The organism is Herbaspirillum frisingense GSF30 (assembly GCF_000300975.2).
Classification (GTDB): Bacteria; Pseudomonadota; Gammaproteobacteria; order Burkholderiales; family Burkholderiaceae_D; genus Herbaspirillum; species Herbaspirillum frisingense.
In genome coordinates this window covers 44,282-64,154 of record NZ_AEEC02000025.1, presented here as the reverse complement: position 1 = coordinate 64,154, position 19,873 = coordinate 44,282, and the positions used below count along the sequence as shown (strand labels likewise).

The following is a 19,873-nucleotide window of genomic DNA, read 5'->3' as shown; positions in this document are numbered from 1 at the left end:
TGATGGTCTCCGCTCTTATCGTCCCAGGTAGACTTCGATGACACGCTCGTTGGATTGCACCTGGCGCATATTGCCCTCGGCCAGTACCGATCCCTCGTGCAGCACGGTCACCTTGCCACCCTGGGCAATCTCTTCGACGAAGCCCATGTCGTGTTCCACCACCATGATGGAATGCTTGCCGCGCAGCTCGTTCAGGAGCTCTGCCGTGCGCGCCGTCTCGGCGTCGGACATGCCGGCCACCGGTTCATCGAGCAACAGCAGTTGCGGCTCCTGCATCAGCAGCATGCCTATCTCCAGCCACTGCTTCTGGCCGTGCGAGAGCAGGCCGGCGATGCGATGTTCCTGGCCGTTCAGGCGGATCAGCTTGAGGATTTCCTCGATCTTGCCGATCTGTTCCGACGACAGGCGCGCAAAGAGCGTGGTCTTCACACGCTTGTCCATCTTCATCGCCAGTTCCAGGTTCTCGAACACGGTGTGCTGCTCGAACACGGTAGGACGCTGGAATTTGCGGCCGATGCCGGCGTGCGCGATTTCATACTCGGTCATCTTGGTCAGGTCGATGGTCTGGCCGAAGAAGGCGGTGCCGGCGGTGGGCCGGGTCTTGCCGGTGATGACATCCATCATCGTGGTCTTGCCCGCGCCGTTGGGACCGATGATGCAGCGCAGCTCGCCCACCGAGATATCCAGGTTCAGGTTGTTGATGGCCTTGAAGCCGTCAAAGGACACCGTGATGTTTTCCAGGTAGAGGATGGCCCCGTGGGTGGTATCGACGCCCTCGGGTTTGATGCGATCGTAGGACGTGCCGTGGTCGGCGCGCGGCGTATCGACATTGCCGCCCAGGCCGCCGATGGCGACGGCGTTTTTGCCCATGCTCTTGCCAGGTTCGATGGCGCTCATGCGGCCTCCTTGGATGCGCTCGCTTCAGCCGGCGAGGCAGCGCGTTTCTTGAGTTTCTGTACCAGACCCAGGATGCCCTGCGGCAGGAACAGCGTCACCAGGATGAAGATCAGGCCCAGCGCATACAGCCACAGGTCGGGGAAGGCCGCGGTGAACCAGCTCTTCAGGCCATTGACGGTGAAGGCGCCGATGATGGGGCCGATCAGCGTGCCACGGCCACCGACGGCGGCCCAGATCACCATCTCGATGGAGTTGGCCGGCGACATTTCGGACGGATTGATGATGCCCACCTGCGGCACGTACAGCGCCCCGGCGATACCGCAGATCACGGCCGACAGCGTCCACACGAAGAGCTTGAACCACAGCGGGTTGTAGCCGATGAACATGAGGCGCGATTCGGAATCGCGCACGCCCTGCAGCACCCGGCCCAGCTTGGAGGTGACGATCATGCGGCAGACCAGCAGTGCGCCCACCAGCAGTGCCAGCGTCACCAGGTACAGCACCGCCTTGGTGGACGGTGCGGTAATGGTGAAGCCCAGGATGCGCTTGAAGTCGGTAAAGCCGTTGTTGCCGCCGAAGCCGGTGTCGTTGCGGAAGAACAGCAACATGAAGGCGAAGGTCATGGCCTGCGTGATGATGGAGAAATACACCCCCTTGATGCGCGAGCGGAACGCGAAGTAGCCGAACACGAAGGCCAGCAGGCCCGGCACCAGCACCACCAGCAGCATGGAGAACCAGAAGTGGTCCGTCATCCACCAGTACCAGGGGTAGGCCTTCCAGTTCAGGAACACCATGAAGTCCGGCAGGTCGCTCTGGTAGACGCCATCACGGCCGATGGCGCGCATCAGGTACATGCCATGCGCGTAACCACCCAGCGCGAAGAACACGCCATGGCCCAGCGACAGGATGCCGGTGTAACCCCAGACCAGGTCCAGCGCCAGCGCCGCCATGGCGTAGCACATGAACTTGCCGACCAGCGCGATGGTATAGGACGACACGTGCAGGCTGCTACCGGCCGGGAACAGCAGGTTGCAGATGGGCAGCAGCGCCAGTACCACGGTGCAGATGACGATCCCGGCCCAGGCCGGGCGATTGAACAGCGAGGGGCGCATGATCATGGTGCTCATTCGACGCTCCTTCCCTTGAGTGCGAAGAGACCTTGCGGACGCTTCTGGATGAATACGATGATGAAGACCAGGATGGCGATCTTGGCCAGCACGGCGCCGGCCATCGGCTCCAGGAACTTGTTGACTTCGCCCAGCCCGAAGGCGGCGATCACGGTACCGGCCAGTTGGCCCACGCCACCCAGCACCACCACCATGAAGGAGTCCACGATATAGCCCTGGCCCAGGTCGGGGCCGACGTTGCCCAGCTGCGAGAGCGCCACGCCGCCGAGACCGGCGATGCCGCATCCCAGGCCGAAGGTCATCATGTCGATCTTGCCGGTGGACACGCCCACGCAATCGGCCATGCGGCGGTTCTGCGTGACGGCGCGCACGAACAGGCCCAGGCGGGTCTTGTTCAGGATCAGCCACACCGCAAACACCACGAACAGCGCAAAGAACACGATCACGATGCGGTTATAGGACAGCACCAGCGAGCCCAGCACGGTGACCCCGCCCGACATCCAGCTCGGGTTGGCCACTTCCACGTTCTGCGCGCCGAAGATGGAGCGCACGCCTTGCATCAACATCAGGCTGATGCCCCAGGTGCAGAGCAGGGTCTCCAGCGGACGGCCGTAGAGCCAGCGGATCACCAGCCGTTCCAGCGCGATACCGACGGCCGCGGCGACGATGAAGGCCGCCGGCAGGGCCACCACCAGATAGGCATCGATGGCGCCCGGGAAGAACTTGCGGAACACCAGCTGGCACACATAGGTGGTGTAGGCGCCGATCATCAGCAATTCACCGTGGGCCATGTTGATGATGCCCATCAGACCGAAGGTGATGGCCAGGCCCAGCGCGGCCAGCAGCAGTACGCTGCCCAGCGAGATGCCATAGAACAGCTTGCCGGCGAAGTCCACGATGGCCAGGTGGCGGTCCAGCGCCGACAGGGTGCGCACGGCTTCCACCCGCACGCCTTCATCGGGTTCGACATAAGAGCCGTCGGGATTCTTGGCCAGCATGTTTTCCAGCGCCGGCTTCAGCGACGCATTGGTGGTCTCGGCGAGCGTCTTGACCGCAGCACGGCGCGCGGCCGGGTCGGCCGCATGCAGGTTGGCGGTAGCCTGTACCTGCATCAGCACGTCCTTGATCTGGGGATCGCTCTCCTTGGCCAGCGCCTTTTCGATCAGCGGGATCTGCGCCGGGTCGGCATTCTTCAGGAGCTCGCTGGCGGCGGCCAGGCGCTGGTCGCGTTGCGGCGAGAGCAGCTTCAAGCCCGACAGGGCGCCGTCGACGGCGCCACGCAGGCGGTTGTTGACGGTGATGCCCTCGGCATCATCGGGTGCCGGGCCGGTCTGGTCGGTGGCCGGGTTGAAGGCCTTGCCCGCATCATCGACGATGAGCACGTCACCGGCAGGGGTGACATAGAGCGCGTCGCTGTTGAGGGCATTGAGAATCTTGAGGGCGTCGTCGTTGGCCAGCGCCGCGATCTGGTTGACGGCGGCGATGCGCGCGTCGGGGTCGTCTCCGCCAAGGGGCTTGAGCAGGTCCGGTGCGATGGCCGCGCCCGCCGTCAGGGCGTGGACGCAAAGCCAGGTCGCGAGGAGCCCGCGTAGGAACTGGATGGCTGGTGTCATGATGGTGTGCGCCTCGAAGCGCGAGCCGGACACGAAGCCGTGGCCGATGCGCATCGTCGGGCGTTCTTCTTGTGGAGGGAGGAACGTGCGGCGGTTGGAGCGCCTTCGATACGCCGCCCACGCGGCTACTCAGATCGGACGGTCCGTGGGTTGTGCAACAAAGACCCGTTCGGACTGAGTAGCCGCAACGCGGCGTATCGAAGGCGCTCCGAAAGAACGCCTTGCAACTACAACAAGCTTAGTTCTTCTGCTTGCTTTCGTTACCCGGGATGTACGGGCTCCACGGTTGCGCGCGGATGGTGGTCTTGGTCTTGTAGACCACGTTGAACTGACCGTCGGCCTTGATTTCGCCGATCATCACGGGCTTGTGCAGGTGGTGGTTGGTCTTGTCCATTTCCAGCGTGTAGCCCGACGGTGCCTTGTAGGTCTGGCCACCCATGGCGGCGATCACCTTGTCGGTGTCGGTGGACTTGGCCTTTTCCACGGCCTGCGCCCACATGTGCATGCCGACGTAGGTGGCTTCCATCGGGTCGTTGGTCACGACGGTATCGGCGTTGGGCAGGTTCTTGGCCTTGGCGTATTCCTTCCACTTCTTGATGAAGGCGGCGTTGACCGGATTCTTGACGGACTCGAAGTAGTTCCAGGCAGCCAGGTGGCCCACCAGCGGCTTGGTATCCACGCCCCGCAGTTCTTCTTCACCCACCGAGAATGCCACCACCGGCACGTCGGTCGCCTTCAGACCGGCGTTGCCCAGTTCCTTGTAGAAGGGCACGTTGGAGTCGCCGTTGATGGTCGAGATCACAGCGGTCTTGCCACCGGCCGAGAACTTCTTGATGTTGGCCACGATGGTCTGGTAGTCGGAGTGACCGAAGGGGGTGTAGACCTCGTCGATGTCGGAGTCCTTCACGCCCTTGCTGTGCAGGAAGGCGCGCAGGATCTTGTTGGTGGTGCGCGGGTAGACATAGTCGGTACCCAGCAGCACGAAGCGCTTGGCGCCGCCACCTTCCTTGGACATCAGGTATTCGACCGCAGGGATGGCCTGCTGGTTGGGCGCAGCACCGGTGTAGAAGACGTTCTTCTCCAGCTCTTCACCTTCGTACTGCACCGGGTAGAACAGCAGGCTGTTCAGTTCCTTGAAGACCGGCAGCACCGACTTGCGCGACACCGAGGTCCAGCAACCGAACACCACCGACACCTTGTCCTGCGAAATCAGCTGGCGAGCCTTTTCTGCGAACAGCGGCCAGTTGGAAGCGGGGTCAACGATCACCGGTTCCAGCTTCTTGCCCATCACGCCGCCGGCGGCGTTGATTTCGTCGATGGTCATCAGGGCCACGTCCTTCAGGGACGTTTCGGAGATGGCCATGGTGCCCGACAGCGAGTGCAGGATACCGACCTTGATGGTGTCGGCCGCGAAGGCGGAGGGCAGCCAGGAGGATGCGGCCAGTGCGAATGCGCCCAGTGCGGTGGCTTTCAGTACGGTACGACGTGACATGTGGTGCTCCCTCGAGAAAAAGTTTTGGAAGATTTTTTTCACTGCCCAGTCGCTTTAGCAGAATGCGTGCCAATGGCGCGCTACGGGCGCAGGCCTGCATCAAAGCGGGGCGGGACGAGACGGCGGGAGGGAGAAATGTTGTCAGCCGGAACAGATTTGCGCACCAAAGGCGAGCGCAATTGTCGACAGCGTCATGGTGTAACGGCAATATTCACCAAGCTGGCGCTTCTTGATGCCCGATCTTGGGGCAAGTCGCCAGGCGCCAGCCCAGGCGGGTTTGGCGTGATTTGGAGAGGATCGCACCGGGCTGCAGGCGGGCCGTCAGGATTGTTAACAATGGGATCGGGCCGGATGCGGGGTACTGCACATCATGGGCACATTGCGGGCCCCTGCAGCCGGACCATCCATTGCAGGGCGTTCAGCGCAACAGCACGTGCTGCATGAATTGCCGCAGGGGAAATTCGATCATGTTCTGTAGCGCTACCGGCAGCTCCAGCGGCCGCATGATCATCTTGATGGTGGTCTCGGGTTTGAGATTCACGCGCACCGTGCGGCTCATGCGCGAGGCCAGTTCCTTGAGCCGCGCCGGGTCGGCTGCCAGCTCCGGCTTGTGCACCATCACCACATGGCGGATGGCGCAGTCGGCGTCCTCGTTCTTGAGTTCCAGCGTACGCCGGCTCAGGGTGCCGAAGACACGCGAGCGGCCGATGTTTTCCTGGCGGCGGTAACGGCGGAAGTACTGGTAGAAGTGCTTGTAGTGGTTGACCTCGTCAGTGGCGATCAGGCCCGCCAGGTGCTTGAGCACCGGCTCGTCCGTGGCACGCGCCAGGGCGCGGTAGTAGGTGGAGGTCCCGGTCTCGACCACGCAGCGCGCCGCCAGCTCCTGGGCGCGGGTGGGTTCGAGCAGCTCGACCTTGCAGTAACCGGAATACTCGTCGAGGAAGCTTTGATAGGCACGCTGCCAGTCGAACTCCGGCCAGACATGTTCGACATAGGCGCGCAGCGCCGCGCCGTGTTGCAGTTCTTCCTTTTCCCATTGTTCGCGCAGCCAGCTCTCGACCTCGGCATCGCCCTTGTAGTATTCCACCAGGTTGTGCGTGTAAAGGTCCGAACCGCTTTCCACGAAGGAGGCACAGGCGACCAGATAGAACAGGTCTTCATCGTCGCGTACGCGCGCCAGATCAATGCGGTTCAGGTCGATGTCTTCGATGGTCCAGTGTTTTTTTTCTTGGCGACTCGGGTTCATCTGCTATACCTCTCTCAAGGGTGACGGGTTGGCATAGCGGTATGATGCAGCGCACGGTCAATGGTTCAGGGCGGAACAGCCGCGCTTTATCAAACTTTACAAAGGGACTTCCATCGTCAGCGCTTTGTCAGCAGGCAGGAGTCGGACTCACAGGTTGCGCGTGGCATCGCTACCCAGCACCACCCGGTTGCGGCCCTGGTATTTGGCGTGATACAGCGCCTGGTCGGCAATGCGTACCACCTGCTCGGCGGTGGTGCTGTCGTCGGCCTGCAGGGCGGCCACGCCGATGCTGGCGGTGATGTAGCCGGAGGGCGAATCGGCATGCGGCAGCTTCAGTTCGAAGATGGCCTGGCAGATGTTCTCGGCCTGCTGCAGGGCATGCGCGGTATCGCTCTCGGCGATGATGACGCTGAACTCCTCGCCACCATAGCGGGCCACCAGATCGGTCGCGCGGCGTGAACTCTTCTGCAGCACCCGCGCCACGATGCGCAGGCATTCGTCGCCCGCCACATGGCCATAACGGTCGTTATATTTCTTGAAGTAATCCACGTCCAGCATCAGCAAGGCCAGCGGATGACCGGAGCGCACCGAGCGCCGCAGCTCATTGACCAGTACCTCGTCGAAGCGCCGCCGATTGGCCACGCCGGTCAGCCCATCGGTGGCCGAGAGCGCTTCCAGCTTGCGGTTGGCGCGCTCCAGCTCGTGCGTGCGCAGCGCCACCTGCTGTTCCAGTTCTTCCTTGTTCTGCTGCAGCTTGCCGGCCATCTCATTGAACTTGCGCGAGAGCACGGCGATCTCGTCGCCCCCTTCCTGCGCCACCCGCACCGTGGTATCGCCGCTGCCGGCTTCCTTCATGGCACCGACCAGGCGCTGCAGCGGTACGCTGATGCTGCGCGCGATCAGCGCCGAGAGCAGCAGCGAGACCGCAAAGCAGCCCAGGCCGATGGCGATGATCTTGTCGCGCACCGAACGGGTGTCGGCGTTGAGCTTGTCACTGGGCGTGGTACTGACCACCCACCACGACGAATGCGGCAGCTTGGCGATGGCGGCGTAGTAGCGTGTCTTGTCCAGCCCGGTATAGGCGATGAAGTCGCTGGTGCGCCGTTGCGACAGGCTTTCCGAGATGCCGCTCAGCAAGGCCGGATCGGCGGTGCTGGCGCTGCCGTCGCGCCCCTGCACCACCACCGTGCCATCGCTGGCGTCGACGATGAAGATGCTGGAGTCATAGCCCAGTTCCACGCCCTCGAAGATGCTGAAGAAATAGCTCGGCCTCACTCCCACGAACAGATAGCCGGCCGGACGGTTGTTACCGGTAAAGCGGATCTCGCGCAGCATGGCCACGCTCTTCTGGCCGTGGCCGGCGTGATAGAGCGTCCACCAGGCGCGCCCACCCAGGTCGGGGGCCTCTTCGGCCACGCGGCTGATGCTGCCGGCCAGCGGCGCGAAGATCTGCGGATCAATGACCTGGCGCCGCCGGTCCAGCAGGTATTTCTGGTTGACGTCAGGCAAGGCCCCATAGGTATCTAGCAGCACCCGGGCTACGCCGCTGCGGGCCGCCGCGCTGGCGGCCTCATGGCCGCTGTAATAATCGCCCAGCAGTCGTTGCAGCTTGTCCGAGAGCGCCAGTTCCTCGCTGGTGTCCTCGATCTTTTCCATGCGCAGCAGCAGGTTCTGTGAAATCTGCCGGGCTACCTGCACCGAGTAGGCGCGCACCTTGTCCTGGGTCGCGCGGCTGGTCTCACGGTAGGCCAGCAGCCCCGAGATCAACAGCGGCACCAGCGACACCAGGATGAAGGAATTGATCAGCCGATAGCGGATCTCGATCCTGCGCAGGAAACCCAGGGAGAGGAAGTCTAGCCGTCTATGCATGGAACATATCCTGTCTCCCGCCTCACTTGCCCGCCAGGCCGGCCTGTTCGGCGATGGAATCCTGCAGTGCACGCGCGGCCTGCGCCGGCATGGTGCTGCCCGCCAGGACTGCCTGCAGCTGCTTGTGCAAGACCTCGATGGTATTGACCGGCAACAGCGAGTAGTACAGACCGGGCGCATTGGTGCGCGCCGCATCGCGTGTCATCTCGTCCACCAGCGCAAACAGCGCCCGGTCGCCCTTGACGTCGCCTGCGATCACGCGGAAGGGCGGGATGTTCTGGCGCTTGCCCTGCCAGATGCTCATGCCCGGGCCATACAGGAAATCCAGGAACTGCGCCGCGACTTCCCGGTGCCGCGCGCTGCTGCCCTGGGCCACGGCAAAACCGGTCTCGCTGCCGATGACCGGCCTGATGGGCTGGCCCTTGTCGTTCCACGGAGGCACGAAGACGCCCACCCGCATCCCGCGCCCATGCATCAGCATGCCTGCCGCCCAGGTTCCCTGGAAGGTCATTGCCACCCGGCCCTCGGCAAACTGGTTCAGGGTGGCATCGTATCCGGCGCGCAGGCAGTCGGCCTGGACCATCTTCTGCTCCACCAGCGTACGCAGGCGACTGAAGATGGAAATGCCCTGCGGGTTGTCCAGCTGCAAGCTGCCATCGGCGATACGGGCGCGCCAGTCCGGGACATTGGCCGCAATGGCATTGGCAAAGCCATAGCTGAACGGCCCATTGCCCAACATGTTGGGGAAAGCGCCTGATAAGGCCATTGGCGTGAAGCCGGCCTTTCGCAGCGTCGCACCGGTTGCCAGGAAGGCCTCGAAGTCGGTTGGCGGTGCGGTGATGCCGGCGCGCTCGAACATGTCGCGGTTGTAGTAGATCAGCGTGGTGGCGATACCCGAGGGGATGCCGTAGCGTCGCCCGCCCGGGGCCGTCCACTCGCGTTGCAGGATGTCCAGCAGATTGTTCCAGGCATGTGTCTGCCCGAGGTCGGCCAGCATGCCCTGATCGGCCAGCTCGGCGGTGTAGGGGCTGGCGTTGACGGAGATGATGTCGGGCAGGCTGTCGGTGGCGGCACGGGGCTTGAGATTTTCCTCGACGGAATTGCCGATCATGAACTGCAGGTCGATGCGCACATCGGGATGATCGCGGACAAATGCATCGGCCACCCGATGCATTTCCTCCGACCAGTCCGGTGCCCACACCAGTGCCGTCAGCACCAGCGGTCCGGACGACTCGGCGCGATCGACCGCCTGGCTGGACGCCGGCTCGGCAGCGCCATCATCGCCGCCTCCGCAAGCGGCCAGCAGCAATGCGGCAGCCACCCCTGCAATGACGAGTCGCAGGCCTGCAAGGACCTGTCCTGTCAAGCCCGACGGCCAGCCGATTGAACGACGGCTTCCGACGGGCGCGCGTGTAATTGATGGCGTAAATCGGCCACGCATTGATTTCCCCTGCGGCAAAGATCTTTTTTGTTCTACAGCAACGTGCCGCACCGTATCGCCGGCGTGAGGCTCGCACTGCGCCTACCTGCCGCTCCCTGCATGGAGTCCCGTGATCTGAAAACGATGCGAACGAGTGTGCCAGCTTTTGTGCGAACCTGCACGAGCGCTGTTTGATTTTATTGTCCGGGCTCAGTTTTTTCTTGGCGGCAAGCTCGCATTACTTGATGCAGTCCGCTGATGGAAGCAGGCCGGCACTTTATAATACGGCCCTCACGCCATCAGGCCGCAGCGGTTCACTTCGTATGATCCACGCCTTCGCGCGCAATGCGGCTGCCTCGACAATTCCACATGCACAACAACGATCAATCGCTCTCGACGGGCAAATTTCCTCCATGGCTGGCAGTCCTGGCCGCGCTCACCGCGATGGGCGCCCTGGCCATCGACATGTACCTGCCCAGCTTTACCGCCATCGCCCAGGACCTGGGTGTGGGGACCAATCTGGTGCAGCTCACCCTGGCCTCCTTCCTGATCGGCCTGGCGGTGGGCCAGATGTTCTATGGCCCATTGTCCGACCGCTTCGGGCGCAAGCCGCCGCTGTTCTTCGGTATCGCGCTGTACTTCGTCTGTTCGCTGCTGTGCATCTTCGCCCAGAACATCGAGACCCTGATCGTGCTGCGTCTGTTCCAGGGCCTGGGCGGCAGTGCCGGCATGGTGATCCCGCGGGCCATGGTGCGCGACCGCATGGGCGCGGAAGGATCGGCCAAGGCCTTCTCGATGCTGATGCTGGTGTTTGGCCTGGCGCCCATCCTCGCTCCCTTCATCGGTGGCCTGATGCTGGTCTTCGCCAGCTGGCGCGGCATCTTCGTGGTGTTGACCATTTTTGGTCTGCTGTGCATGGTAGGTACGCGCAAATACCTGACCGAAACCGTGGATGTCACTCGTGCCGAACCGCTGCACCTGGGACGCACGCTGCGCCAGTACTGGGGGCTGCTGCGGCATCGCCAGTTCATGTCCTATGTGTTGTGTGGTGGCCTGGTGCAGGCCGGCATGTTTGCCTACATCGCCGGCGGCCCGTTCGTGGTGATCGAATTGCACGGCATCAAGCCGCAATACTTCGGCTTCGTGTTTGCCTCCAATGCCATCGGCCTGATTGCCGCCTCGCAGATCAATGCACGCCTGGTGGTCAAGCGCTCGGCCGAGCGCGTGCTGGGCAAGGTGCTGTGGGTGCCGGCCGGCCTCTCCCTGCTGGTAGCGCTGATGGTACTGGCCGGCCTGGAGAGCTTGCCGCTGCTGCTGTTCGGCTTCTTCGGTTTCCTTACCGCCTACGGCTTCACCGGCCCCAATGCCACCGCCATCGCGCTGAAGCACCAGGGCCGTCAGGCCGGTACTGCGGCCGCGCTGATGGGGACGCTGCAATTCGGCATGGGGGTGTTGTCCGGCGTGGTGATGAGCCTGTGGCATGACGGCACCGCCTTGCCGCTGGTCTCGGTGATGGCCATCTGCGGTATCGCCGCCTTCCTGCTGTATCACCTGGTGGCCAAGCATGAGCCGGTGACACCGGCGGTCCAGTAAGGTCACGATCCTGCTGGCAGTACTCATGCAACCCGGCCATGCGCCGGGTCTTTTTTTGGGCGCGGCCTGCCCGATTTCCGGGATGGCACCTCACGCATGAGGTGCGTCACTGCATCAATAGCGCTCATGGTGCATGGCACGCCGGCCCTCGTGCGGTTTCCCTGCATGCCTGCCAAGGCCTTGTTGCACAAGGCTTTGCGGCTTGCGCGGGGGAAGGTGGCACGCTCGTTGCTGTAGAGGTCTTCGCGGTCTGACCAGTCAGGCCAATCCGAGGACGCCACCATGAGCATGCCCAATATCGCAGCACAGACCTTGCAGCGCCAGATTCTCAGCGGCACCTATGCCGCCGGTGAGATGCTGCCCAGCCAGCGCGAGCTGGCCGAGTCGATGGGCATCAGCCGCGCGTCCCTGCGCGAGGCCCTGTCGATGCTGGAAGCGCTGGGCTTCATCCGCTCCGTGCCTGGCAAGGGCACCCTGGTCACCGAGCGCCAGGATGGTCGCATCGCACCGCCGCTACCCTCCGTGGGCGAGGAAGACAGCAGCGCCCCTGAACTGGATCTGGCGGCCGTATTCCAGCTGCGCCATGTCCTCGAATCGGCGGCCGCCGCGCTGGCCGCACGCCACATCACCGCCCATGCCACGCCGCGCCTGTGGGGCATCCAGGCCCGCTTCGAGGATGCGCTCAAGAATCTCGACCTGGTCAGTGCTTCCCATGCCGACCTGGAATTCCATCAACTGGTCGCCGAACTCTCCGGCAACCCCGCCTTTGTCCAGGTGGTGCGCCAGTTCGAACGTCCCATCAGCCACAGCCTGCGCGTGCCATTTGCCGATCGCGAACGTATCTGGGCGCCCGCCGTGGAGCACCGCGTCATCGCCGCTGCCATCTCGGCAGGCGATATCGAGGGTGCGCGCCGCGCCATGCAGGAACACATCGCCAATGCCGCCGAGCGGGTCGGTCTCGGTTTTTCCCCGCCCTGATGTCGGCCAACCGCACTCACCTGGCAAGGTCGCCATCGAGTCCTTTGCGTTTCATCTGTCGTTTCCATCGTCGTCCCTCAACAAGGAAAGCACTGCCATGAAATTTCCCAAGACCGCTACCCTGACGCTGGCCTGTACCCTGGCCTTCGGTACCTTTGCCAGTCTGGCTGCCTTGCCCGCCCACGCCGAAAAGGTGTTGCGCATCGCCATGACCGCCGGCGACATCCCGCGCACGCTGGGCCAGCCCGACCAGGGCTTCGAGGGCAACCGTTTCACCGGCATCCCCATGTATGACGGCCTGACGCAATGGGACCTGTCCAAGGCCGACAAGGCCAGTGAACTGATTCCCGACCTGGCTCTGTCGTGGCAGGTCGATGCCAAGGACAAGACCAAGTGGATCTTCAAGCTGCGTCCCGGCGTGAAATTCCATGACGGTTCGGCCTTCAATGCCGATGCCGTGGTCTGGAACGTCAACAAGGTGCTGGACAAGAACGCCGCCCAGTTCGACCCCAGCCAGGTCGGCGTGACCGCCTCGCGCATGCCCACCCTGCGCGGCGCCAAGAAGATCGACGACCTGACCGTGGAACTGACCACCTCCGAGCCCGATTCCTTCCTGCCGATCAACCTGACCAACCTGTTCATGGCCTCGCCTGCGCAGTGGGACAAGAAGCTGGCCGCCGTGCCGGCCTCGGTGACCGACAAGGCCGAGCGCTCCAAGCAGGCCTGGGCCGCTTTCGCCGCTGACGCGTCCGGCACCGGCCCGTTCCGCATGGCCAAGTTCGTCCCGCGCGAGCGCCTGGAAGTGGTCAAGAATGACGGCTACTGGGACCCGGCACGCCGCCCCAAGATCGATCGCGTGGTGATGCTGCCCCTGCCCGAGGCCAACTCGCGCACCGCCGCCCTGATGTCGGGCCAGGTGGACTGGATCGAGGCCCCCGCGCCTGACGCGCTGGACGCCATCAAGGCACGCGGCTTCAAGATCTATTCCAATCCGCAGCCGCACGTGTGGCCGTGGCAACTTTCCTTCGTCCCCGGTTCGCCCTGGCTGGACAAGCGCGTGCGCCATGCCGCCAACCTGTGCGTGAACCGTCCGGCCATGAAGCAGCTGCTGGGCGGTCTCATGGGTGAAGCCACCGGTACCGTGGAACCCGGCCACCCGTGGCGTGGCAACCCCAGCTTCCAGATCAAGTACGACCCTGCCGCCGGCAAGAAACTCATGAGCGAAGCCGGCTACTCGGCGGCCAAGCCGCTGACGGTGAAGGTGCAGATCTCGGCCTCCGGCTCTGGCCAGATGCAACCGCTGCCGATGAACGAGTTCATGCAGCAGAACCTGAAGGATTGCTTCTTCGATGTGCAATTCGACGTCATCGAGTGGAACACGCTCTATACCAACTGGCGCATCGGCGCGAAGGACCCGAGCGCGCACGGTGCCAATGCGATCAACGTCAGCTTCGCCTCGATGGACCCGTTCTTTGCCATGGTGCGTTTCGTCGATACCAAGGCTGCGCCGCCGACCTCCAACAACTGGGGCTTCTACAGCAACCCGGAGGTGGACGCCCTGATCGCCAAGGCCCGCACCACCTTCGATCCCAAGCAACGTGATGCATTGCTGGCCCAGTTGCACGCCAAGATCGTGGATGAGGCGCCCTTCGTCTGGGTGGCCCATGACACCGGTCCACGTGCCATCGCCGCCAAGGTCAAGGGCGTGGTCCAGCCGCAAAGCTGGTTCATCGATATCGCCACCATGAGCATGGACTGAGACTGAACCGCGTCAGCGGCGCCACCCTGCACGACCCGGCGCCGCTGACGCTTCCCGTACTTTGACGTTTTTTGCACCTTGACGTTTTCTGCACCATCCCTTGTCTTGCCTTGTTTGCGGCGCTGGTGCCGCTGATCCCGACCCGTCGCCGGAACCGCCATGATTGCCTACCTCATACGACGCACCCTCTACGCCCTGCCCATCATGCTGGGCGTGGCCTTTCTCTGTTTCATGCTGGTCCATATCGCCCCGGGTGATCCGCTGGTCTCGATCCTGCCGCCGGATGCCTCGGCTGACCTGCAAAAGCAGTTGATGGAACTCTACGGCTTCAACCGCAGCTATCCCGAGCAGTTCCTGAGCTGGGTCTGGCGCGCCCTGCATGGCGACCTGGGCAGTTCGATCGCCACCGGCCGGCCGGTGGCCGCCGAGGTGTTCAAGGCGGTCGGCAATACCTTCATGCTGGCCGCCGTGGCCACCCTGATCGGTTTCGTCTTCGGTTCGCTGTTCGGATTCGTGGCGGGCTACTTCCGCAATTCCTGGATCGACCGGCTGGCTTCCTTCATCTCGGTGGTGGGCGTCTCCGTCCCGCACTACTGGCTGGGCATGGTGCTGGTGATCGTGTTCTCGTCCAAGCTGATGTGGCTGCCCGCCACCGGGGCCGGGCCCGATGGTTCGGGCGCGTGGGTGTGGGACCTGGAACACATGAAGTACCTGATCATGCCGGCCGTCACCATGTCCTTCATCCCCATGGGCATCATCGCCCGCACCGTGCGGGCGCTGGTGGCCGACATCCTGTCGCAGGAGTTCGTGGTCGGCCTGAAGGCGCGCGGCCTGTCCGATGCCGGTGTGCTGCGCCATGTGGTCAAGAACGCCGCCCCCACCGCGCTGGCCGTGATGGGCCTGCAACTCGGCTATCTGCTGGGCGGCTCGATCCTGATCGAGACCGTGTTTTCCTGGCCAGGCACCGGCTTCCTGCTGAACCAGGCGATCTTCCAGCGCGACCTGCCGCTGCTGCAGGGAAGCATCCTGGTGCTGGCCCTGTTCTTCGTCGCGTTGAACCTGCTGGTGGATATCCTGCAAACCATCTTCGACCCCCGTATCGAGCGAGCCTGACATGAATCTCACCACCCCCGTCTCCGCCCTCGACACTGCCGACGCGCAGGACGCTACCCTGCGGCGCTCGCGCGGCCACTGGGCCAACGTCGCCGCACGCCTGGTGCGCAACCCCGGCGCCATGATCGCCGCCGGCATCCTGCTGCTGCTGATCTTCGCCGCCGTCGCCGCACCCTGGGTGATGCCCAGTGATCCCTTCGCCACCTCGATGTTTGCGCGCCTGAAACCCATCGGTACCGCCGGCCACCTGCTGGGGACCGACGAACTGGGACGTGACCTGTTCTCGCGCCTGCTGCTGGGCGGGCGACTGTCGCTGTTCATGGGGATCACGCCGGTGCTGCTGGCCTTCGTGATCGGCAGCGCCCTGGGCATCCTGGCCGGCTATGCGGGCGGCTTCACCAATACCGCCATCATGCGCAGCATCGACATCCTCTACGCCTTTCCCTCCGTGCTGCTGGCCATCGCGCTGTCCGGCGCCCTGGGTGCGGGCATCTTCAACGCGCTCACCTCGCTGACCATCGTCTTCGTGCCGCAGATCGCCCGCATCGCCGAAAGCGTCACCACCCAGGTGCGACGCAGCGACTATGTCGATGCCGCACGCGCCTCCGGGGCTGGCGCCTTCACCATCGTACGGGCGCATGTGCTGGGCAATGTGCTGGGACCGATCTTCGTGTATTCCACCAGCCTGATCTCGGTGTCGATGATCCTGGCCTCGGGCCTGTCCTTCCTCGGCCTGGGCGTGAAGCCGCCCGAGCCGGAATGGGGCCTGATGTTGAACACCCTGCGCACCGCCATCTATACCCAGCCCTGGGTGGCGGCCTTGCCGGGTGCCTTCATCTTCGTGACGTCGATTTCCTTCAACCTGTTGTCCGACGGCCTGCGTTCGGCCATGGAGGTCAAACAATGAGCCTGACTGCCCATCTCCTGAGCGAGGACAAGCAAGACATTGGCGGCCCGCGCCAGCCGCTGCTGGGCGTGCGTGCGCTGCTCAAGCACTTCCCGCTCAAGCAGCAGGGCCTGCCCTTCCAGCGGGGGCCGGCCAATGCCGTGCGCGCCGTCGATGGCGTGAGCTTCGACATCATGAAGGGCGAAACCCTGGGTGTGGTCGGCGAGTCCGGCTGCGGCAAGTCCACCACCGCCCGCGTGCTGATGCAGCTGATCCAGCAGGACAGCGGCGAGCTGGTGTTCGACGGCCAGACCGTCGGTTCGCGCGCCTTGCCCCTGCGCCAGTTCCGGCGCCAGGCGCAGATGGTGTTCCAGGACAGTTATTCCTCGCTCAACCCGCGCATGACCATCGAGGATTCGATTGCCTTCGCGCCCACCGTGCACGGCCTGCCGGCACGCCAGGCCATCGCCCGCGCCCGCAGCCTGCTGGCGCGTGTGGGCCTGCAGCCGGAGCGGTTTGCCGGACGTTATCCGCACGAACTCTCCGGTGGCCAGCGCCAGCGTGTCAATATCGCCCGCGCCCTGGCCCTGGAGCCGCGCCTGGTGATCCTGGATGAAGCCGTGTCGGCTCTGGACAAGTCGGTCGAGGCCCAGGTGCTGAACCTGCTGCTGGACCTGAAGCAGGAGTTCGGCCTGACCTATCTCTTCATCAGCCACGACCTGAACGTGGTGCGCTTCATCTCCGACCGCGTGCTGGTCATGTACCTGGGCCAGGTGGTCGAGGTCGGTCCGGCCGAGCAGGTGTTCGACGCGCCCCGCCATCCCTACACACGGGCGCTGCTGCGGTCCATGCCCAGCATGGACCCTACCCGCCGCACCGAGGAAGCCCCGCTGGCGGGCGATCCGCCCAATCCCATCAACCCGCCCTCCGGCTGCCGCTTCCATACGCGCTGCCAGTTCGCGCAGGAAGTCTGCAAGCAGCGCGCCCCCAGTTTCGTCGAGGCGACGCCCGGGCATGGCGTGGCCTGCCTGCGCTATGAAGCGGGCAGCGGTTACGACGCCACCGCCTTCGAGGCCGGCATGATCATCGAGGAGCCGCAACATGGCTGAACAAGGCAAGCAATCCATGGTGCGCCTGCAGGATCTGCGCGTGAGCTTCAAGGCGCCCGGCAAGACCATCCGCGCCGTCAGCGGCGTGGACCTGGAACTGGCCGAGGGCGAGGTGGTGGCCCTGATCGGCGAGTCCGGTTCGGGCAAGAGTGTCACGCTACGCTCCATCATGCGCCTGCACCCCGAAGCACGCACCCGCATCGAGGGCCGGCTGGAAGTCGATGGCCGCGACGTGCTGGCCATGAACGGGCGCGAGCTCTCGGTCCTGCGCGGCGATGCGGTCGCCATGATCTTCCAGGAGCCGCTGCTGGCGCTGGACCCGGTCTATACCGTGGGCGCCCAGATCGTCGAGACCATCCGCCGCCATCGCAAGGTCTCGGCGAACGAGGCCCGCGCCCAGGCGCTGGCGCTGTTCGAAAAGGTGCGCATCCCCAGCCCGGAGCGCCGCCTGGATGCCTATCCGCACGAGATGTCGGGCGGCATGCGCCAGCGCGCCATGATCGCGCTGGCCCTGTCGTGCTCGCCCAAGGTCTTGCTGGCCGATGAACCCACCACCGCACTGGACGCCACGGTGCAGATCCAGATCCTGCTGTTGCTGCGTGAACTGCAACGCGAGCTGGGTTTGTCGATCATCTTCGTCACGCACGATATCGGCGCCGCCGTCGAGGTGGCCGACCGCATCGCCGTGATGTACGCCGGTCGCATCGTCGAACAGGGCCCCGCCGCCCGGCTGCTGACCCAGCCGCGCCATCCCTACACCATGTCGCTGCTGCAAAGCCGCAGTCATGGCGCCATGCAGAAGGGGCAGCGCCTGCAGACCATTCCCGGTGCGCCGCCGGATCTCGCCAATCTCCCGCCCGGCTGTGCCTTCGCCGAACGCTGCGCCCACGCCCGGCCGGATTGCCTGAGCCAGCAACCCCCCGAGCTGAAACTGGATGCGCAGCATGCGGTACGCTGTCTGCGTGCGCAGGAACTACAGTTCGCCGCCTGAGTGCCGGCTACTGCCTGCCCTGCATCCCGACTACCCCGAACACTCTGACCTGACAAGGACCTTTGCATGACCGCCGATGCCCACGCTGCTGCTGCTGTCTCCGCCCGCTGTTTCGTCCCCTATCCTCCCGTGCCGCTGGAGAACGCCGCTGCCGGCCCGCTGGCCGGGGTCCGCCTGGCCGTGAAGGATATCTTCGATGTGGCCGGCTACCCCACCGGTTGCGGCAATCCGCACATGCTGGCCATGTCCGGCATCAAGTCTTCTTCGGCGCCGGCAGTGCAGGCACTGCTGCAGGCCGGCGCCCATTTCGTGGGCAAGGTCTATACCGATGAACTGGCCTTCTCCATGAATGGCAAGAACGCCCACTTCGGCACGCCGCGCAACGGCGGTGCACCCGATCGCATTCCCGGTGGCTCCAGTTCCGGTTCGGCCTCGGCGGTCTCCAACGACCTGGCCGACCTGGCCCTGGGGACCGACACCGGCGGTTCGGTGCGCGTGCCGGCCAGCCATTGCGGGCTGATCGGCTTGCGTCCCACGCATGGGCGCGTATCGCTGGCCGGGGTCATGGACCTGGCCAGCAGTTTCGACACCTGCGGCTGGTTCGCCCGCGACATGGGGGTGTTCAGCCGCGCCGGCGAGGTCTTGCTGGGCCCCGACAGCGCACCCCTGCCCGAGCAGCCACGCACCATGGTGGCGGCCGACGTGCTGGCCCTGCTGGAGCCCCGTGTGCAGGAGGTGTTCTCGCACACGCTGGATCGTCTGGCTGGCGTGATCGGCACCCCGCAACCGGTGAAGACCGCCGCGCCTTCCTTCGATACCCTGTACTGGGCCTTCCGCCACATCCAGGGCTATGAAGCCTGGCAGGCCCATGGCGAGCAGATCCGTCGTCATGATTTCCAGCTCGGCCCGGGCGTGGCCGAGCGTTTCTCCTGGTCGGCCACCATCACGCCGCAGCAGATGCAGCAGCATAATGCGGTGCGCGCCGGCTTCCGCGAAGTCTTCCAGCGCCTGCTGGGCCAGGATGGCGTGCTGCTGTTGCCCAGCGCGCCGGATGTGGCGCCACTGCTGACCGACTCCGAACAGTCCCTGGAAAACTATCGCAACCAGGCCGTGCGCATGCTTTGCCTGGCCGGACTGTCGGGCTGCCCGCAGATCTCCTTGCCGCTGATGCGCCTGGATGGCGCACCCTTCGGCTTCTCGCTGATCGCGCCGGTCGGCAGCGACCGTTCCCTGATCCGCTATGCCGCGAGACTGATGCATGAGTGCGCCTGAGCCCACGCTGCGGGTGGTGCTGGCGCAGCCGCTGACGGCACTGGCCTTTGCGCCCTACGGCGACCTGATCGCGCCGGGCGAGGCCGGGCGTGAGATCAACTTCGGCACCACCCAACGTTTCGATGACGTGGCCCGGCTGGATGTACAGGAGCAGGACGGGCGCGCCTGCGTGGCCCTGTTCCGCACCGACGCGCAGACCCACCGGGCGCCCTATCCCCTGCGCGCCTTCGAGCGCCATTGCCTGGGCAGCCAGAGCTTCATCCCGCTGGGGGCCAGTCGCTGCCTGGCGGTGTTGGCCGGCAGTGGCGACACCCCCGACGAGGCAGCCATCGTCGCCTTCATGATCGAGCCCGGCCAGGGCGTGACGCTGCGGCGCGGCGTCTGGCATCACCCCCTGATCACGGTGGGCGCAGCCGACGTGTTGGTGATCGAGCGCGCAGCGGCCAGCGAGGATTGCCAGGTCATGGCCATGACCACGCGCGTGGAAGTGCGGTTGGGCTGATGCGGC

General features: G+C 64.6%; 16 protein-coding genes. 9 read left to right on the top strand and 7 right to left on the bottom strand.

The features are described 5' to 3' along the window. Positions 1 to 15: 15 nt before the first annotated feature. From urtD to HFRIS_RS16825, 7 genes are all read right to left on the bottom strand, one after another. Complete coding sequence (urtD, locus tag HFRIS_RS16855; RefSeq protein ID WP_006464628.1) at positions 16 to 897, bottom strand: urea ABC transporter ATP-binding protein UrtD; 882 nt, start codon at positions 895 to 897, stop codon at positions 16 to 18. Next, positions 894 to 2,024: an urea ABC transporter permease subunit UrtC gene (urtC, locus tag HFRIS_RS16850; protein ID WP_006464627.1), complete on the bottom strand. Its 1,131-nt coding sequence runs from the start codon at positions 2,022 to 2,024 to the stop codon at positions 894 to 896. Before urtC ends, urtD begins: the two co-directional genes overlap by 4 nt. Then, positions 2,021 to 3,637, bottom strand: coding sequence for an urea ABC transporter permease subunit UrtB (urtB, locus tag HFRIS_RS16845; RefSeq protein ID WP_039876173.1), 1,617 nt, complete (start codon positions 3,635 to 3,637; stop codon positions 2,021 to 2,023). The genes urtC and urtB overlap by 4 nt, the downstream gene beginning before the upstream one ends. A gap of 238 nt (positions 3,638 to 3,875) precedes the next feature. After that, a complete protein-coding gene (gene urtA / locus HFRIS_RS16840; protein ID WP_006464625.1) occupies positions 3,876 to 5,129 on the bottom strand; it encodes an urea ABC transporter substrate-binding protein in 1,254 nt (417 codons plus the stop codon). Positions 5,130 to 5,547: 418 nt separating this feature from the next. Further along, positions 5,548 to 6,375, bottom strand: coding sequence for a ferritin-like domain-containing protein (locus HFRIS_RS16835; RefSeq protein WP_006464624.1), 828 nt, complete (start codon positions 6,373 to 6,375; stop codon positions 5,548 to 5,550). A gap of 147 nt (positions 6,376 to 6,522) precedes the next feature. Next, positions 6,523 to 8,244 carry a sensor domain-containing diguanylate cyclase gene (locus HFRIS_RS16830; RefSeq protein ID WP_006464623.1) on the bottom strand — a complete coding sequence of 574 codons (1,722 nt, stop codon included), beginning with the start codon at positions 8,242 to 8,244 and terminating at the stop codon, positions 6,523 to 6,525. A 22-nt stretch (positions 8,245 to 8,266) separates the two neighbouring features. Beyond that, positions 8,267 to 9,565: an ABC transporter substrate-binding protein gene (locus HFRIS_RS16825; protein WP_244436316.1), complete on the bottom strand. Its 1,299-nt coding sequence runs from the start codon at positions 9,563 to 9,565 to the stop codon at positions 8,267 to 8,269. A gap of 468 nt (positions 9,566 to 10,033) precedes the next feature. Here HFRIS_RS16825 and HFRIS_RS16820 point away from each other — a divergent pair, with 468 nt between their 5' ends. From HFRIS_RS16820 to HFRIS_RS16780, 9 genes are all read left to right on the top strand, one after another. Next, a complete protein-coding gene (locus tag HFRIS_RS16820; RefSeq protein ID WP_006464621.1) occupies positions 10,034 to 11,257 on the top strand; it encodes a Bcr/CflA family multidrug efflux MFS transporter in 1,224 nt (407 codons plus the stop codon). Positions 11,258 to 11,539: 282 nt separating this feature from the next. Continuing rightward, positions 11,540 to 12,235, top strand: coding sequence for a FadR/GntR family transcriptional regulator (locus HFRIS_RS16815; RefSeq protein WP_006464620.1), 696 nt, complete (start codon positions 11,540 to 11,542; stop codon positions 12,233 to 12,235). A 97-nt stretch (positions 12,236 to 12,332) separates the two neighbouring features. Next, a complete protein-coding gene (locus tag HFRIS_RS16810) occupies positions 12,333 to 13,994 on the top strand; it encodes an ABC transporter substrate-binding protein (RefSeq protein ID WP_006464619.1) in 1,662 nt (553 codons plus the stop codon). A 159-nt stretch (positions 13,995 to 14,153) separates the two neighbouring features. Further along, the gene (locus tag HFRIS_RS16805; protein WP_006464618.1) at positions 14,154 to 15,107 is read left to right on the top strand and encodes an ABC transporter permease; all 954 of its coding nucleotides are present in this window, start codon (positions 14,154 to 14,156) and stop codon (positions 15,105 to 15,107) included. Between the two features lies 1 nt (position 15,108). After that, a complete protein-coding gene (locus tag HFRIS_RS16800; protein WP_006464617.1) occupies positions 15,109 to 16,014 on the top strand; it encodes an ABC transporter permease in 906 nt (301 codons plus the stop codon). Further along, entirely contained in the window at positions 16,011 to 17,102 is a 1,092-nt protein-coding gene (locus HFRIS_RS16795) for an ABC transporter ATP-binding protein (protein ID WP_006464616.1), read from the top strand. Before HFRIS_RS16800 ends, HFRIS_RS16795 begins: the two co-directional genes overlap by 4 nt. Next, positions 17,095 to 18,093, top strand: a complete 999-nt coding sequence (locus tag HFRIS_RS16790; protein ID WP_006464615.1) for an ABC transporter ATP-binding protein — start codon at positions 17,095 to 17,097, stop codon at positions 18,091 to 18,093. Before HFRIS_RS16795 ends, HFRIS_RS16790 begins: the two co-directional genes overlap by 8 nt. 66 nt (positions 18,094 to 18,159) lie before the next feature. After that, the gene (locus tag HFRIS_RS16785; protein WP_006464614.1) at positions 18,160 to 19,365 is read left to right on the top strand and encodes an amidase; all 1,206 of its coding nucleotides are present in this window, start codon (positions 18,160 to 18,162) and stop codon (positions 19,363 to 19,365) included. Continuing rightward, positions 19,352 to 19,867 carry an ureidoglycolate lyase gene (locus HFRIS_RS16780; protein WP_006464613.1) on the top strand — a complete coding sequence of 172 codons (516 nt, stop codon included), beginning with the start codon at positions 19,352 to 19,354 and terminating at the stop codon, positions 19,865 to 19,867. The genes HFRIS_RS16785 and HFRIS_RS16780 overlap by 14 nt, the downstream gene beginning before the upstream one ends. The last annotated feature ends 6 nt before the right edge of the window (positions 19,868 to 19,873 follow it).

Bases quoted from the DNA above. Each gene is read 5' to 3' on its own strand.
- urtD (WP_006464628.1), bottom strand. From the start codon at position 897: ATGAGCGCCATCGAACCTGGCAAGAGCATGGGCAAAAACGCCGTCGCC.
- urtC (WP_006464627.1), bottom strand. From the start codon at position 2,024: ATGAGCACCATGATCATGCGCCCCTCGCTGTTCAATCGCCCGGCCTGG.
- urtB (WP_039876173.1), bottom strand. From the start codon at position 3,637: ATGACACCAGCCATCCAGTTCCTACGCGGGCTCCTCGCGACCTGGCTT.
- urtA (WP_006464625.1), bottom strand. From the start codon at position 5,129: ATGTCACGTCGTACCGTACTGAAAGCCACCGCACTGGGCGCATTCGCA.
- HFRIS_RS16835 (WP_006464624.1), bottom strand. From the start codon at position 6,375: ATGAACCCGAGTCGCCAAGAAAAAAAACACTGGACCATCGAAGACATC.
- HFRIS_RS16830 (WP_006464623.1), bottom strand. From the start codon at position 8,244: ATGCATAGACGGCTAGACTTCCTCTCCCTGGGTTTCCTGCGCAGGATC.
- HFRIS_RS16820 (WP_006464621.1), top strand. From the start codon at position 10,034: ATGCACAACAACGATCAATCGCTCTCGACGGGCAAATTTCCTCCATGG.
- HFRIS_RS16815 (WP_006464620.1), top strand. From the start codon at position 11,540: ATGAGCATGCCCAATATCGCAGCACAGACCTTGCAGCGCCAGATTCTC.
- HFRIS_RS16810 (WP_006464619.1), top strand. From the start codon at position 12,333: ATGAAATTTCCCAAGACCGCTACCCTGACGCTGGCCTGTACCCTGGCC.
- HFRIS_RS16805 (WP_006464618.1), top strand. From the start codon at position 14,154: ATGATTGCCTACCTCATACGACGCACCCTCTACGCCCTGCCCATCATG.
- HFRIS_RS16800 (WP_006464617.1), top strand. From the start codon at position 15,109: ATGAATCTCACCACCCCCGTCTCCGCCCTCGACACTGCCGACGCGCAG.
- HFRIS_RS16795 (WP_006464616.1), top strand. From the start codon at position 16,011: ATGAGCCTGACTGCCCATCTCCTGAGCGAGGACAAGCAAGACATTGGC.
- HFRIS_RS16790 (WP_006464615.1), top strand. From the start codon at position 17,095: ATGGCTGAACAAGGCAAGCAATCCATGGTGCGCCTGCAGGATCTGCGC.
- HFRIS_RS16785 (WP_006464614.1), top strand. From the start codon at position 18,160: ATGACCGCCGATGCCCACGCTGCTGCTGCTGTCTCCGCCCGCTGTTTC.
- HFRIS_RS16780 (WP_006464613.1), top strand. From the start codon at position 19,352: ATGAGTGCGCCTGAGCCCACGCTGCGGGTGGTGCTGGCGCAGCCGCTG.